Source organism: Ralstonia sp. VS2407, from assembly GCF_052950655.1.
In genome coordinates this window covers 87,607-101,848 of the sequence record NZ_JBRFVG010000007.1, presented here as the reverse complement: position 1 = coordinate 101,848, position 14,242 = coordinate 87,607, and the positions used below count along the sequence as shown (strand labels likewise).

General features: G+C 62.5%; 12 protein-coding genes. 1 reads left to right on the top strand and 11 read right to left on the bottom strand.

Annotation, left to right across the window (positions count from 1 at the left end; genetic code table 11):
• Position 1 precedes the first annotated feature (1 nt).
• From ACU8YE_RS13665 to ACU8YE_RS13635, 7 genes are all read right to left on the bottom strand, one after another.
• Positions 2-736 (bottom strand): amino acid ABC transporter ATP-binding protein, encoded by a 735-nt coding sequence (locus tag ACU8YE_RS13665; RefSeq protein ID WP_414560168.1) that lies wholly within the window; start codon positions 734-736, stop codon positions 2-4.
• The gene (gene gltK, locus ACU8YE_RS13660) at positions 733-1,416 is read right to left on the bottom strand and encodes a glutamate/aspartate ABC transporter permease GltK (RefSeq protein WP_232041951.1); all 684 of its coding nucleotides are present in this window, start codon (positions 1,414-1,416) and stop codon (positions 733-735) included. Before gltK ends, ACU8YE_RS13665 begins: the two co-directional genes overlap by 4 nt.
• Before the next feature lie 17 nt (positions 1,417-1,433).
• Positions 1,434-2,162, bottom strand: a complete 729-nt coding sequence (locus ACU8YE_RS13655; RefSeq protein ID WP_232041950.1) for an amino acid ABC transporter permease — start codon at positions 2,160-2,162, stop codon at positions 1,434-1,436.
• A gap of 99 nt (positions 2,163-2,261) precedes the next feature.
• Positions 2,262-3,170, bottom strand: a complete 909-nt coding sequence (locus ACU8YE_RS13650) for a glutamate/aspartate ABC transporter substrate-binding protein (RefSeq protein ID WP_322017747.1) — start codon at positions 3,168-3,170, stop codon at positions 2,262-2,264.
• Between the two features lie 520 nt (positions 3,171-3,690).
• Entirely contained in the window at positions 3,691-4,992 is a 1,302-nt protein-coding gene (locus ACU8YE_RS13645) for a Glu/Leu/Phe/Val family dehydrogenase (protein ID WP_232041948.1), read from the bottom strand.
• Positions 4,993-5,144: 152 nt separating this feature from the next.
• Entirely contained in the window at positions 5,145-6,089 is a 945-nt protein-coding gene (locus ACU8YE_RS13640; RefSeq protein ID WP_232041947.1) for a LysR substrate-binding domain-containing protein, read from the bottom strand.
• A gap of 15 nt (positions 6,090-6,104) precedes the next feature.
• Complete coding sequence (locus tag ACU8YE_RS13635) at positions 6,105-7,943, bottom strand: ABCB family ABC transporter ATP-binding protein/permease (protein ID WP_232041946.1); 1,839 nt, start codon at positions 7,941-7,943, stop codon at positions 6,105-6,107.
• 90 nt (positions 7,944-8,033) lie between these two features.
• Between ACU8YE_RS13635 and ACU8YE_RS13630 the strand changes: the two genes are divergently transcribed.
• Positions 8,034-8,471, top strand: a complete 438-nt coding sequence (locus tag ACU8YE_RS13630) for an acyl-CoA thioesterase (RefSeq protein ID WP_092973286.1) — start codon at positions 8,034-8,036, stop codon at positions 8,469-8,471.
• Between the two features lie 66 nt (positions 8,472-8,537).
• Here the strand turns inward: ACU8YE_RS13630 and ACU8YE_RS13625 are convergent, their stop codons facing one another.
• The 4 genes from ACU8YE_RS13625 to ACU8YE_RS13610 all read right to left on the bottom strand — a co-directional run bounded on the left by ACU8YE_RS13625 (position 8,538) and on the right by ACU8YE_RS13610 (position 14,225).
• On the bottom strand, positions 8,538-9,302 hold the full coding sequence (locus tag ACU8YE_RS13625) for an enoyl-CoA hydratase (RefSeq protein WP_045203767.1): 765 nt from the start codon (positions 9,300-9,302) through the stop codon (positions 8,538-8,540).
• Positions 9,303-9,328: 26 nt separating this feature from the next.
• Positions 9,329-10,294: a DegV family protein gene (locus ACU8YE_RS13620; RefSeq protein ID WP_232041945.1), complete on the bottom strand. Its 966-nt coding sequence runs from the start codon at positions 10,292-10,294 to the stop codon at positions 9,329-9,331.
• Positions 10,295-10,511: 217 nt separating this feature from the next.
• Positions 10,512-11,711 (bottom strand): acetyl-CoA C-acyltransferase, encoded by a 1,200-nt coding sequence (locus ACU8YE_RS13615; RefSeq protein WP_232041944.1) that lies wholly within the window; start codon positions 11,709-11,711, stop codon positions 10,512-10,514.
• Between the two features lie 33 nt (positions 11,712-11,744).
• Positions 11,745-14,225 (bottom strand): 3-hydroxyacyl-CoA dehydrogenase/enoyl-CoA hydratase family protein, encoded by a 2,481-nt coding sequence (locus ACU8YE_RS13610; RefSeq protein WP_446928933.1) that lies wholly within the window; start codon positions 14,223-14,225, stop codon positions 11,745-11,747.
• Between the last annotated feature and the right edge of the window lie 17 nt (positions 14,226-14,242).

Genomic DNA, 14,242 nt, shown 5'->3' with positions numbered 1-14,242 from the left:
ATCAATGCGACAGGATCTTCGACAAGAACTGCTTGGCACGGTCGGAACGAGCGTCGATGTTGCCGAAAAACTCTTCCTTCTCGCAGTCTTCAACGATGCGGCCCTGGTCCATGAAGATCACGCGGTTGGCGACCTTGCGAGCGAAGCCCATTTCGTGGGTCACGCACATCATGGTCATGCCTTCCTTGGCCAGTTCCACCATCACGTCGAGCACTTCGTTGACCATTTCCGGGTCCAGTGCCGAGGTCGGCTCGTCGAACAGCATGCAGATCGGGTCCATCGACAGCGCACGTGCGATAGCCACGCGCTGCTGCTGACCGCCCGACAGTTGCCCTGGGTACTTGGCTGCGTGCGCCTTCAGGCCCACCCGATCCAAATACTTCAGCCCCTTGGCCATGGCTTCCTCTTTCGAGCGGCCCAGCACCTTTTGCTGCGCGATCGTCAGGTTCTCGGTAATCGACAGATGCGGAAACAGCTCGAAGTTCTGGAACACCATGCCCACGCGCGAGCGCAGCTTCGGCAGGTTCGTACCCTTGGCGCCCACAGAAGTGCCGTCAACGAGGATCTCGCCCTTCTGGAACGGCTCCAGCGCATTGACGGTCTTGATGAGCGTGGACTTGCCCGAACCCGACGGGCCGCACACCACCACCACCTCGCTCTTCTTCACGCTGGTGGTGCAGTCGGTCAGCACCTGGAAGCTGCCGTACCACTTGGAAACGTTCTTGATCTCGATCATTGGGTCACCTTCTTCTGAAGTCGCTTCACCAGCACGGAGGCGCCGAAGCAGATCACGAAATAGCACAAGCCGGCAAACAGCAGCAGTTCGACGATACGGCCGTCGCGCTCACCGATGTTGTATGCCTGCGTAAAGAAGTCCGACAGCGCGCTCACATACACCAGCGACGTATCCTGGAACAGGACGATGGCCTGCGTGAGCAGCAGCGGAATCATGTTGCGGAATGCCTGCGGCAGGATCACCAGACGCATGGCCTGGCCGTACGTCATGCCCATCGCATAGGCCGCGAACATCTGCCCGCGTGACACGCTCTGGATACCGGCGCGGATGATCTCCGAGTAATACGCTGCTTCAAATAGCGCGAAAGCGACCAGCGCGGAGGTCATGCGCATGTCGGTTGCCGGCGACAGATCAAAGATCTTCTGCAGCAACTGCGGCACGATCAGGAAAAACCACAACAGCACCATCACCAGCGGGATGGACCGGAAAAGGTTCACGTACGCCTGCCCGAACCACTGCAGCGGCTTGATGCCGGAGAGGCGCATCATCGCCAGCAGCGTGCCCCAGACGATGCCGACCAGGATGGCCGTGCCCGTAATCTGGAGCGAGAGGACCATCCCCTCGCCGAGCACGCGCATGTTGTCGGCGTTGATGGACGAGAAATCGAATTGATAAGCCATGAAGAGTCCTCGCCCGATTACTTGCCACCGATGAAGCCAGGCAGCCGGGAACGTGCTTCCACCCAGCGCATCAGGCCCATTACGGTCAGGTTGATCAGCATGTACATCAGCGTCACGGCGATGAACGATTCGTACGGCTGCGCGGTGTAGTCAACCAGTTGGCGGCCTTGTGCGGCAAGCTCAAGCAAACCGATGGTCGATGCCACGGCCGAGTTCTTGAAGATGTTCAGGAACTCCGACGTGAGCGGCGGCACGATGATCCGGAACGACATCGGCAGCATCACGTAGCGATACGTCTGCGCCAGCGTGAACCCCATGGCCAAGCCGGCGTTGCGTTGACCGCGCGGAAGCGAATTGATACCGGAGCGCACCTGCTCGCAGACACGCGCCGCGGTAAAGGTACCGAGACACAGCATTGCGCACAGGAACATCGCCGTGTTGGGATTCATCTGCTTGATGTAATCGCCACCCGGCACGAGTTCGGGCATGACGAAGTACCAGATGAAGAGCTGCACGATCAGCGGAATGTTGCGGAACAGCTCAACGTACGCGGCGGCAAGGCCCGACAGCCACTTGTTCGGCACCGTACGCAGCACGCCCAGCACGGAGCCGATGACGAGCGCGATGATCCAGGAAGACAGGCCGAGTACGACGGTCGTCTTCAACCCCGCCAGCAGCCAGTCGAGATAGGTCTGATTCTGGGCGGCTTCCGTAAAGAAGACACCCCAGTTCCAGTGGTAATTCATGATGGTTCCCTCAAAAAGAAACGGAAGGGTGAAGACCTGTTAACCGGCCTTTGCCTTCCGTTTCGGTGACGCTTGTATCAGGCCCGTTGAGGGAGCCGATCAGTCAAGAGCCTTGTCGTTCGGGTTCTTGATCAGCGCCTTCATGTCGTCCGACAGCGGGAACTCCATGTTCACGCCCTTGGGCGGAACCGGCTGCTCGAACCATTTCTTGTACTCGGCAGCGATCGAGCCGTCCTTCATCATGCCGGCGATGGTCTTGTCAGCCAAAGTCTTGAACGGCTTGTCGTCCTTGCGAACCATGCAGCCGTAGGCTTCGCGCGATTGCGGCTTGGCCACGACCACCCAGTCAGCCGGGTTCTTGGCCTTGGCGCGCTCGCCATACAGGAGGGCGTCGTCCATCATGAACGCAACAGCGCGGCCCGATTCCAGCGTCAGGAACGACTGGCCGTGGTCCTTCGTGCTGATGATGTTCATGCCCATCTGCTTTTCATCGTTCATCTTGCGCAGCAGGCGTTCCGACGTCGTGCCGGCGGTGGTCACGACGTTCTTGCCCTTGAGCTGTGCCCAGTCGGTGATGCCCGAATCCTTCTTCACCATGATGCGCGTGCCGATGATGAAGATGGTGTTCGTGAACGATGCCTGCTTCTGGCGCTCGAGGTTGTTCGTGGTCGAGCCGCACTCCAGATCGATGGTGCCGTTCTGCAGCAGCGTGATGCGGTTTTGCGAAGTGACCGGGATCTCGTTGATCTTCAGATCCTTCATGCCGAGTTGCTTCTTCACGTCCTCGGCAATCTTGGTGGCGACGTCGTACGAATAACCGATCGTGCGGACACCGCCGACGTTGTAGCTGAACGGAATCGACGAATCGCGCACGCCCAGGGTGATGGTGCCGGTGTCTTTGATCTTCTTGAGCGTACCAGTCAGCTCTTCTGCGTGGGCTGCGCTGCCGAATGTACCAATGGCGACACCAACGGCTGCAACCACGGTTGCCAGCTTGGCGAGGTTCATGAAAGTCTCCTTTTGACCATGAAAGAGAAAGACGGGACTGTACCAAAAAACGTTTGGCGACAGTATTGGTGTTGCCACTAAATCGTTGAATCCAACGGAGTTTTTCCTCTGGCGCGGACCCTGCCGCAACCGCGTTTTCCAGGCAACCGGATACCTTACGTTGTGCTTTTCCGAAAATCCGGAAAAGACGCGCAGCGCCAAACACGGCAACGCTCTGCAACATCGGCACGCAGGCCCGATGCTTGAGCGGATCACCGCCAATTGCTAAGGAAAACAAGGGGAAATAAAGCCCGCCCGATGTGCGCTCTCTGTCGCTTAACGAACCCGACTTGAGGATGGGAAGGACGACGATGGTGCCATCGCCCTTCTCATGGTGCGGTGCTTTGGAACGTTATGGTTCGTCCCATGAGCACCGGCTTTCTTCAACCGTCGCGCATGGCCGCCTGATCGGCAGCAACGCGATAGACCAGTGCAGCGCCCTGTTGGGGCACCGCGCCGGTATTGACCAGCGCGTTGCCGATCAGGGGTACAGACCGCGCTCTTGGCGGGCCTGCAGAATCCGCGTACAGGCGATGATGAACGCCGCCGTACGCAGAGTAACCTTGTTGTCCTGCGCCACTTGCCAAACGCCACGGAAGGCATCTTGCATGATCCGTACCAGGCGCTGGTTGATCTCGTCTTCGGTCCAGAAGAAGCTCGAGAAATCCTGCACCCATTCGAAATAGCTGACCGTCACACCGCCGGCGTTGGCAATCACGTCCGGGCAGACCAGGATGCCCCGGTCGCGCAGGATGTCGTCGGCCTCGGGCGTCGTGGGGCCGTTTGCACCTTCCACGACAATCTTTGCCTTGATATGGGGCGCGTTCTTCGCCGTGATCTGGCCTTCCAGCGCGGCCGGGATCAGGAATTCGCAGTCCAGTGCCCAGAAGTCGTCTTGCGAGACGGTCTCTGCGGCAAAGCCGGCCACGCTGCCGTTGTGGTCAACGTGCTTGATGAGCGCGTCGACATCGAGGCCGTTGCCGTTGAACACGATGCCCTTGTGGTCTTGCACAGCAATGACCTTGGCGCCGGCGTCGTGGAACAGCTTGGCGGCCACGCTGCCCACGTTACCGAAGCCTTGCACCACCACGCGCGAGCCCTTGACGTCGATGCCAAGGTTGCGTGCGGCTTCGCTGCCCACCACGAACACGCCGCGGCCAGTGGCTTCACGACGGCCCAGGCTGCCGCCCAGTGCGATCGGCTTGCCGGTCACCACGCCGGTGGCGGTGGAGCCTTCGTTCATGGAATACGTGTCCATCATCCACGCCATGATCTGCGCGTTGGTGTTCACGTCCGGCGCCGGAATGTCCTTGTTCGGGCCGATGATGATGCCGATCTCGCTGGTGTAGCGGCGGGTCAGGCGCTCGAGTTCACCGGAAGACAGCTTGCGCGGGTCGACGCGGATACCGCCCTTGGCGCCGCCGTACGGCACGTTCACGGCCGCGTTCTTCACCGACATCCATGCAGACAACGCCATCACTTCCGACAGCGTCACGTCCTGGTGGAAACGCACGCCGCCCTTGCCCGGGCCGCGCGACGTGTTGTGCTGCACGCGGTAGCCCTCGAAGTGGGCAATGCGGCCGTCGTCCATCTGGATGGGCACGTCGACGATCAGCGCGCGCTTCGGGCGCTTGAGCGTTTCAACCCAACGAGCGAGCGAGCCAAGATAGGGGGTGACCCGATCGACCTGCTGCAGGTAGATGCCCCACGGGCCGAGATTGTCGGCCGGCAGATAGGACGGGATGGCGTGCTGGAGTGTCGACGGAGATGCGACATTGGACATGGCTGTCTTCCTTTTTTGGGCCTCGGTAAGGCCCTTCAAGTCCCACAAAATGCCCGCCAGCTTAGGGACCGCCCAGAACGAAATCCAATGCCGTTTTTACATCGGGTTATGCATCCAACGCATAACCATCGCAGGTATATCAAGTAGCGCGATCACGCCGACAATACGCTCCAAAGCTGGTCGATCAGCTCGCGCTTGCGCTTGGATTGCGGGTGCCGACGATCGTGCGTGCCGTTCTGCGGGTGCTCGCGGTACAGCCGGATCTCCATCTCGATCGACAAGGTGCCGCCCCCCTTGCCTTCGGCGCGTACCAGTCGCCCGGCTGCCACTTCGTCCCGTACTGCGCTCTCGGGCAGGAACGCCACGCCGTGTCCCGCCAGCGCCATCACCTTGAGCGCCTCGGCCATGTCGGTTTCGTAACACTTGTCGAGCAGCGGTGCCACCGGCGAGTTTTCCAGCAGCACATCCACCATGCGCCCCAGAAAGGCATTGGGCGTATAGCTCAGGTAGGCGATCGGCTTGCGCGCGGTCGGAACAAGCCGATAAATCGGGCGTCCGCTTGCGTCGGGCTTGGAGAACGGCGAGAGCCGCTCGGTGCCCAGCACCAGCATGTCGTAGCGCGTGGGGTCGAGTTGGATCATTTGCCGCGCGTGGTGATAGACCATCACGAGATCGCAGCCGCCCTCCACCAGTGTCATTACCGCATCGTGCACATTGAGCGCGCGCAGCCGGCATTGCAGCTTGCCGATCTTCTCTTCCACCTGGGCAAGCCAGCCGGGGAAAAACGTGAGCGACAGCGTATGCGGCACGGCAAAGTCGATCGTCGACGCGCTGGCCGGACGCTGGCCGCGCATCAGGGCCCGCGTCTCACTCACCTGGGCGAGCATCGCCAACGCCTGTTCGTAGAAGACCTCTCCGGCGGGCGTCAGGCGTGTGGGGTAGCTTGACCGATCGATCAGCTCATTGCCGAGCCACGCCTCAAGGGATTGAATGCGCCGCGAAAACGCCGGCTGCGTCACGTGCCGCAATTCGGCCGAGCGCGAAAAGCTGCGCGTCTCCGCCAGGCTGATGAAGTCTTCCAGCCATTTGAGTTCCATCGCGTTGTCTCTCCCTCAGCCAACTCGGGTGTCTTCTGTTTCTTCGGCCACGCGTTCGGGCTCGCGTGCCTGCATGCGCCACATCTGCGCGTAGCGACCTTCCGCACGCAACAACGATTCGTGCGTGCCGCGCTCGATGATGCGGCCATGCTCCATCACCAGGATTTGGTGCGCACGGACGATGGTCGACAAGCGGTGTGCGATGACCAGCGTGGTGTGGTTCTGCGCCAGGCGCATCAACTCTTCCTGGATGGCGTGCTCGGTACGCGAGTCGAGCGCAGACGTCGCCTCATCGAAGACGAGAATCGGCGGACGCTTGAGCAGCGTGCGCGCAATCGCCACGCGCTGCTTCTCACCGCCGGAGAGTTTGAGGCCGCGCTCGCCGACTTGCGTCTCGTAGCCATCAGGCAGCGATTCGACAAAGTGGTGGATCTGCGCCGCGCGGGCGGCTTCGATCACCTCTTCGCGGCTCGCGTCGGGGCGGCCGTAAGCGATGTTGTAGTAGATGCTGTCGTTAAAGAGCACCGTGTCTTGCGGAACGATGCCGATGGCCGCGCGCACGCTGGCTTGCGTGACATCGCGCAGGTCCTGGCCATCGATCTGGATGGCGCCCGACTTCACGTCATAGAAGCGGAACAGCAAGCGCGCGAGCGTCGACTTGCCCGAGCCGCTTTGCCCCACGACCGCTGTGGTCGTGCCGGCAGGAATTGTGAAATCCACATCGAACAGGATTTGGCGCTTGGCCTCGTAGCTGAAGTCGACATGCGCGAAGCGGACTTCGCCCGCATGCACCGCCAACGGTGGGGCGTCAGGCTTGTCCGCAACCTCGCGGTTGGTCTGCAGCAGGTTGAACATCCGGTCCATGTCGGTCACGGCCTGCTTCAGCTCGCGGTAGATCACGCCAAGGAAGTTGAGCGGAATGTAGATCTGCAGCATCAGCGTGTTGACGAGCACGAGGTCGCCCAGCGTCATGTGCCCCGCCGCCACCCCTTGCGTGGCGCGATACAGAATCAGGATGAGCGCGGTGGCCACAATGAACTGCTGGCCGAAGTTGAGCACCGACAACGAGTTCTGCGAGCGGATGGCCGCGGCACGGTAGTGCTTCAGGTTCTCGTCGTAGCGACGCGCTTCGTAGTCTTCGTTGCCGAAGTATTTGACCGTCTCGAAGTTGAGCAGCGAATCGATCGCCTTCTGGTTGGCGCGCGAATCCAGCTCGTTCATCTTGCGGCGGAAGTGCGTGCGCCAGTTCGTCACCGTCACCGTAAAGACGATGTAACTCACGAGCGCGCAGAACGTGATGAGCGCAAACCACACGTCGTACTTCACGAAAAAATACGTGATGACGAGGCCGACTTCCACCAGCGTCGGCAGGATGCTGTACAGCGAATAGGAAATGAGCGACTGGATGCCCCGCGTGCCGCGCTCGATGTCGCGGCTCATGCCGCCGGTCTGGCGCTCCAGATGAAAACGCAGTGACAGCGCATGCAGATGACGGAACACCTGCAGTGCGAGCGTGCGCACCGAACTCTCCGTCACCTTCGCAAACAGGATTTCGCGCAGCTCCGAGAACAGCGACGTCGACAGCCGCAGCAGCCCGTAGCCGATGATGACGCCCACCGGCACCACCAGCAGCGCGCGCGGGTCGGACGGCGAGACGTTCATGGAGTCGATCAGGCGCTTCATGACCATCGGCACACCCAGGTTTGCCACCTTGGCCGCGATCAGGAACGACAGCGCCAGCGCCACACGCCATTTGTAGGCCATCAGATACGGCAGCAGGCTCTTGATGGTGCGCCAGTCGCCGCGGGCAGCCCCCGGCGGAGGCGGTTCGGAGGAGGCGGGAAAGCGGCGCATGTGCGGTGCAATAAAATGGCGGATTGTGTATTCTCCCACCGATCACCTGCGCGCGCCCTGGGCCCGCTGGTGGGCCCTCCCTCCGCTTCAATGCTGCCCTGCATCATCATGTCCGATACCCAAGCCACCACTGAAACCGTCACGCTGCCCGCCGACAAGCAGCCCGCCGTGCGGGTGATGCCAATGCCGTCCGACGCCAACGTCCACGGCGATGTGTTTGGCGGCTGGATCATGTCGCAGGTGGACATTGCCGGGTCGATCCCCGCCGTGGTGCGCGCCAACGGCCGTGTCGCCACGATCGCCGTCAACTCGTTCGTCTTCAAGCAGCCCGTGTACGTGGGCGATCTGGTGAGTTTCTACGCCAACGTGGTCAAGACGGGGCGCACATCAATCACCGTGGACGTGGAGGTCTATGCGCAGCGCATGCACGCCAACGGCAGCCACGCCACCGTCAAGGTCACGGAAGCCACCCTCACCTACGTGGCCACCGACGAGACACGCAAGCCGCGCGTGCTGCCGCCGCTCTGAACGGCAACGCCCAACAAAAAAACCCGGCTTCGCGCCGGGTTTTCTTTTTGCGGGTGAGCGATTCGCTCAATTGAACTTGGAGAAATCCGGGCGGCGCTTTTCGAAGAACGCCGTGAACGCCTCGCGCGCTTCCGGCGCGCGCAGCATCTCGCCAAACTGCTTGCCTTCCACCGACATACGCTCGGCAATCTGCGGCGTGGCGCCTTCCTTCATCAGGCGCTTGGTGGCGCGCAGCGATGCGGGCGGCAGCAGCGTCAGCTTGCGCGCCTGCGTGCGCACGAAGGCATCCAGCTCGCCTGCCGGTAGCACGCGATTGACCAAGCCCAGCTCGCGCGCTTCGTTCGCGTCAAAAGGCTCACCGAAAAGCAGCTTGTCCGCCGCGCGGTGATAGCCAGCCAGTTGCGGCAGCAGCAGGCTTGATGCGGCTTCCGGGCAGAGGCCCAGCTGCGCGAACGGCATCGACAACTTGGCCGTCTCGGATGCGTAGACGAGATCGCAATGCAGCAGCATCGTCGTGCCCACGCCGACAGCCGCGCCGCTCACAGAGGCGATCAGCGGCTTGGTCGCCCTGCTGATCGCCTTCAGGAACTGGTGCACGGGGGCGCTCTCGTCCTTGGGCGGGTTCTTCATGAAGTCTTCGAGATCGTTGCCCGCCGTGAACACGCTCTCATGGCCCGCCAGCACGATCACGCGGATGGCGGGATCGGTCTCGGCGGCCACCAGGGCATCGGCCAGCGTTTGGTACATCGCGGCCGTGATGGCGTTCTTGCGGTCCAGGCGGTCAAAGGTGAGCGTCAGGACGCCGTCTGCGGTCTCGGTACGAATCGACATGAAAACTCCAGGTGAAACCTGCGCCGCTAAATCGGCACAGGAGAATCAGACAGATAACCGACGGAGAACGCGTTCGCCCCCACGTTCAACGCCACGGTCAGGCTCATCGGCGCGAGCAGCACTTCCACGCCATGGTCCTGTGCGGTTCGCATCAACGCTTGCACCGGCTCCATGCGGCGCACGGTGTCGAGCGAACCGGAATACGTGATCGCCACCACCGGCGTGGCCAGACGCTCCTCGGCGATCATGGTTTCGGTATGCGCCATCAGACGGCGGATGCCTTCATCGGAACCGCGCACCTTGGCGATGGCCTCCGTCTCGCCCCGGTGCATATGAATGAGCGGGCGCACGTTGAACGCCGTGCCCATCATGTAGCGGCCCCAGGTGATGCTCTTCTCGCCCTTCTGCTTGGCGCGGGTGTACATGTACAGCAACTCATCGGGGACGAGGTAGACGTGCGAGGCATCGCGCAGGCGGTTCTCGATCACGTGTACGACGTCACGGACCTCCGCGCCCTCGCGCAGCATGCGCGCGGCTTCGTGCACCATCAGCGCCTGGCCTGGACCAATGGCGCCCGTGTCCACCACCGTCAACTCGAACAGGCCAGAGCGGCCGGCATCCTTGCGTGGCTTGAAGCTCTTGGCCGTGGTGCCCACCACCGCGCCGGTTGCGTGGCTGTAGAAATGGCTGCGCGAGCTGGCAATCGTCAGCAGCAAGGCACGGTCGTGTTGCGTGACCACGTGCTTGAGCAGGTAGTCCTCGATCTCGCGTTCGAGCAGCGGAATCGATTCGGCATAGTGATCTTGCTTGTCGACGAGGTACTTGCGATAGAGCTGCGGCAGCGCCGCCTCGTCGCGGCGGTCTTCTACGAACAATTCGCCCGCACGAATGCGGAACGGCACCACGCCCAACCCCAGCTGATCGATCATCGAGCGCGGCATATCGCATGCCGCATCGGTCAATACGATTGTGTCGCCGACAGTGTTGCCCATCGCGCGCCCTCCTCTTGATGCACCGCCGGTGACCCGGTGGTGTGTCTCCTCTGTTGCGGAGTCGGGGCTCCGCTTCTATTGCGATACCGGCTTGGAGCCGGCCGCATTCTTCGGCGCGCTTGTTATGTAATGCTGCGCGCGCCTGCGCAATCATGCGTGGTGAGACGGGCGATTAGCAAGCAGGGGGAAGGCCTTAATCCTTCCCCCTTGCGTGGGGTCACATGCGTTCGAAAATGCCCGCGGCACCCATGCCGGTGCCGACGCACATCGTCACCATGCCGTACTTCTGGTTGCGGCGGCGCAGGCCGTGCACCACCGTGGCCGCACGAATGGCGCCGGTCGCGCCCAGCGGGTGGCCCAGCGCGATCGCGCCGCCCAGCGGGTTGATCTTGCTGGTGTCCAGGCCCAGGTCCTGAATCACGGCCAGGGATTGCGCCGCAAATGCTTCGTTCAGCTCGATCCAGTCGAGTTGATCCTGCGTCAGGCCGCCGGCCTTCAGCGCAGCAGGAATCGCTTCCTTCGGGCCGATCCCCATGATTTCCGGCGGCACACCGCGCACCGCAAACGATACGAAGCGCGCCAGCGGCACGAGGTTGAACTGCTTCAGGATCTTTTCCGACACCAGGATCAGCGCGCCCGAACCATCCGAGGTCTGCGAGCTGTTGCCGGCGGTCACGCTGCCCTTGTTGGCGAACACGGCGCGAAGCTTGCCGAGGCCTTCAACCGACGTATCGGCACGCGGGCCTTCATCCAGCGACATCGTGCGCGTCTTGATGTCGATGGCGCCCGTGCCCAGGTTCGGGAACTTCTCGATGATCTCGATCGGGGTGATCTCGTCCTTGAATTCGCCGGCTTGCTGCGCGGCCAGCGCCTTCTGATGCGAAGCCAGCGAGAAAGCATCCTGCGCCTCGCGTGAGATCTTCCATTGCTGGGCGACCTTCTCGGCTGTCAGGCCCATGCCGTAGGCGATGCCGACGTTCTCGTCGCGCGTGAAGATCTCGGGCGACATCGACGGCGAGTTGCCCATCATCGGCACCATGCTCATCGATTCCACACCCGCGGCAATCATCACGTCGGATTCACCCACGCGGATGCGGTCGGCCGCCATCGCCACGGCGGTCAAGCCCGAGGCGCAGAAACGGTTGACGGTCACGCCGCCCACCGTGTTCGGCAGGCCGGCCAGCAGCGCGCCGATACGCGCCACGTTCAGGCCCTGCTGCGCTTCCGGAATCGCGCAGCCGACGATCGCGTCTTCGATCAGCGCCGGGTCCAGGTTCGGCACCTGGGCGACGGCGCTCTTGAGGATGGTCGCCAGCAGATCGTCCGGGCGCAGGTTCTTGAGCGTGCCCTTCGGCGCCTTGCCGATCGGGGAACGCGTTGCGGCGACGATGTAGGCGTCTTGCAGTTGCTTGGTCATGATGAAACTCCTGTTTCTCTGTCGTCGCGGCAATTAGTTGCGCACCGGCTTGCCGGTTTGCAGCATGCCCATGATGCGTTCCTGGGTCTTGGAGCTGCCGAGCAGATCCACGAAGGCCTTGCGCTCCAGCGCAAGCAGCCAGTCTTCATCCACCAGCGCGCCGGCTTCAACGTCGCCGCCGCACACGGCTTCAGCAATGCGCGAGGCGATCGTGAAGTCGTGCTGCGAGATGAAGCCGCCGTCACGCATGTTCACCAGCGACGCCTTGATCGTGGCGATGCCCGAACGGCCTGCCACCGGAATGCCGACCGGACGCAGCGGCGCGCGGTAGCCCGAATCGGACAGCGCACGCACTTCGTTGCGCGCAACGTGCAGCAGTTCGTGCACGTTGAAGACGATGGTGTCGGTCGGTTGCAGGTAGCCGATCTTCTGCGCGTCCAGCGCGGAAGACGACACCTTGGCCATGGCCGCGGCCTGGAAGCGGTTGGTCAGGAACTGCAGGATGTTCGTGCTGCCTGCTGCCTGTGCCGCCTTGGCAGCGGCCAGCGCAGCTTCCTTCAGGCCACCACCTGCCGGCACGAGACCCACGCCCACTTCCACCAGACCGATGTACGTTTCCAGCGCAGCCACACGCTTGGCCGAGTGCAGCAGCAGTTCGCAGCCGCCGCCCAGTGCGATGCCCGATGCGGCCGACACAACCGGCACACCGGCGTACTTCACGCGCATCATGCCGTCCTGGAACTTCTTGACGAACGGCTCGATGCCCTTGGCGCCGCCCATCATGAAGGCCGGCATGGCTTCTTCCAGGTTGGCACCGGCAGAGAACGGACCGCCCGGCGCACCCAGCTTGAGCGACGTCGGCTGCCACACCACCAGACCCTTGTAGCCGGCTTCAGCCAGATCAACGGCACGCGTCAGACCGTCGATGACGCTCGGTCCGATCGTGTTCATCTTGCTCTTGAACGAGACGATCAGCACGTCGTCCTGGCCTGCCGCGTCGTCCACCCAGATGCGCACGGCATCGGTCTCTTCGATGGTCTTGCCATACGTGAGCGGGTTGACCGTCGTCGCACCCTTGATCGGTGCACGGAACACCTGACGGCCATACACCGGCAGCGTGCTGCGCGACAGGAACGTGCTCTGATTCGCCGACCACGAACCCTGTGCCGAATGCACTCCGCCGTTGTCCGCCACGGGGCCGGAGAACACCCACTGCGGCAGCACTGCGTTCGACAGCGCCTTGCCGGCTTCGATGTCTTCCTTCACCCACTCGGCCACTTGCTTCCAGCCCGCCTCTTGCCAGTCTTCAAACGGGCCGCTGTTCCAGCCGAAGCCCCAGCGGATCGCCAGGTCGACTTCCGCAGCGGAGTCGGCAATCTGCTCCAGGTACACGGCGATGTAGTGGAACACGTCGCGGAATACCGCCCACAGGAACTGCGCCTGCGGGTTGGTCGATTCACGCAGCAGCTTCAGACGTTCGGCGGGTTCCTTCTTCAGGATGCGCACAACGATGTCATCCGCCTTCTTGCCGCTCGGGCCGTACTGGCCGCTTTGCGGGTCCAGCACCTTGATTTCCTTGCCTTCCTTCTTGTAGAAACCGGCGCCGGCCTTCTGGCCCAGGGCGCCTGCTTCCACCAGCTTGGCCAGCACGGGCGGCGTGGCGTAGACCGGGGCGAACGGATCGTCCTTCAGGTTGTCCTGCATTGTCTTGATGACGTGGGCCATCGTGTCCAGACCCACCACGTCCGCCGTACGGAACGTCGCCGACTTGGCACGGCCCAGCTTCGAGCCCGTCAGGTCATCCACCACGTCAAACGGAATGCCGTACTTCGCCGACTCCGCAAACACGGCCAGGATCGAGAAGATGCCGACGCGGTTGGCGATGAAGTTGGGCGTGTCCTTCGCGCGCACCACGCCCTTGCCGAGCGCGGAGGTCAGGAACGTTTCCAGCTTGTCGAGGATATCGCCACGCGTGTCTGCGGTTGGGATCAGCTCGACCAAGTGCATGTAGCGCGGCGGGTTGAAGAAGTGCACGCCGCAGAAGCGCGACTTCAGCTCGGCATCGAAACCATCTGACAGTTCGGTAATCGACAGGCCCGACGTGTTCGACGCGAAGATCGCGTGCGGGGCGATGTGCGGCGCGACCTTCTTGTACAGGTCGTGCTTCCAGTCCATGCGTTCGGCAATGGCCTCGATGACGAGGTCGCAGTCGCGCAGCTTCTCGATGTCGTCTTCGTAGTTGGCAGCCTGGATGAGGTTGGCGTCGTCCTTGATGCCCAGCGGCGCCGGCGACAGCTTCTTCAGGTTTTCAATGGCCTTGAGCGCGATGCCGCTCTTCGGGCCTTCCTTGGCCGGAAGATCGAACAGCGTGACGGGAACCTTGGCGTTGACCAAGTGCGCAGCAATCTGCGCGCCCATCACGCCGGCGCCCAGCACAGCAACGCGCCGGACGAGGAAGTTGGAGCGCTGGCCGGCCTGCGGCTGCGCGCTGGTGGAGAGTTCAGTGCGGGTCATGGTGTCCTCGCGGGAGG

Excerpts from the sequence above, each read along its gene's own strand:
- ACU8YE_RS13655 (WP_232041950.1), bottom strand. The coding sequence starts at position 2,162 with ATGAATTACCACTGGAACTGGGGTGTCTTCTTTACGGAAGCCGCCCAG.
- ACU8YE_RS13640 (WP_232041947.1), bottom strand. The coding sequence starts at position 6,089 with ATGGAACTCAAATGGCTGGAAGACTTCATCAGCCTGGCGGAGACGCGC.
- ACU8YE_RS13620 (WP_232041945.1), bottom strand. The coding sequence starts at position 10,294 with ATGGGCAACACTGTCGGCGACACAATCGTATTGACCGATGCGGCATGC.
- ACU8YE_RS13665 (WP_414560168.1), bottom strand. The coding sequence starts at position 736 with ATGATCGAGATCAAGAACGTTTCCAAGTGGTACGGCAGCTTCCAGGTG.
- ACU8YE_RS13610 (WP_446928933.1), bottom strand. The coding sequence starts at position 14,225 with ATGACCCGCACTGAACTCTCCACCAGCGCGCAGCCGCAGGCCGGCCAG.
- ACU8YE_RS13615 (WP_232041944.1), bottom strand. The coding sequence starts at position 11,711 with ATGACCAAGCAACTGCAAGACGCCTACATCGTCGCCGCAACGCGTTCC.
- gltK (WP_232041951.1), bottom strand. The coding sequence starts at position 1,416 with ATGGCTTATCAATTCGATTTCTCGTCCATCAACGCCGACAACATGCGC.
- ACU8YE_RS13645 (WP_232041948.1), bottom strand. The coding sequence starts at position 4,992 with ATGTCCAATGTCGCATCTCCGTCGACACTCCAGCACGCCATCCCGTCC.
- ACU8YE_RS13625 (WP_045203767.1), bottom strand. The coding sequence starts at position 9,302 with ATGTCGATTCGTACCGAGACCGCAGACGGCGTCCTGACGCTCACCTTT.
- ACU8YE_RS13630 (WP_092973286.1), top strand. The coding sequence starts at position 8,034 with ATGCTGCCCTGCATCATCATGTCCGATACCCAAGCCACCACTGAAACC.
- ACU8YE_RS13635 (WP_232041946.1), bottom strand. The coding sequence starts at position 7,943 with ATGCGCCGCTTTCCCGCCTCCTCCGAACCGCCTCCGCCGGGGGCTGCC.
- ACU8YE_RS13650 (WP_322017747.1), bottom strand. The coding sequence starts at position 3,170 with ATGAACCTCGCCAAGCTGGCAACCGTGGTTGCAGCCGTTGGTGTCGCC.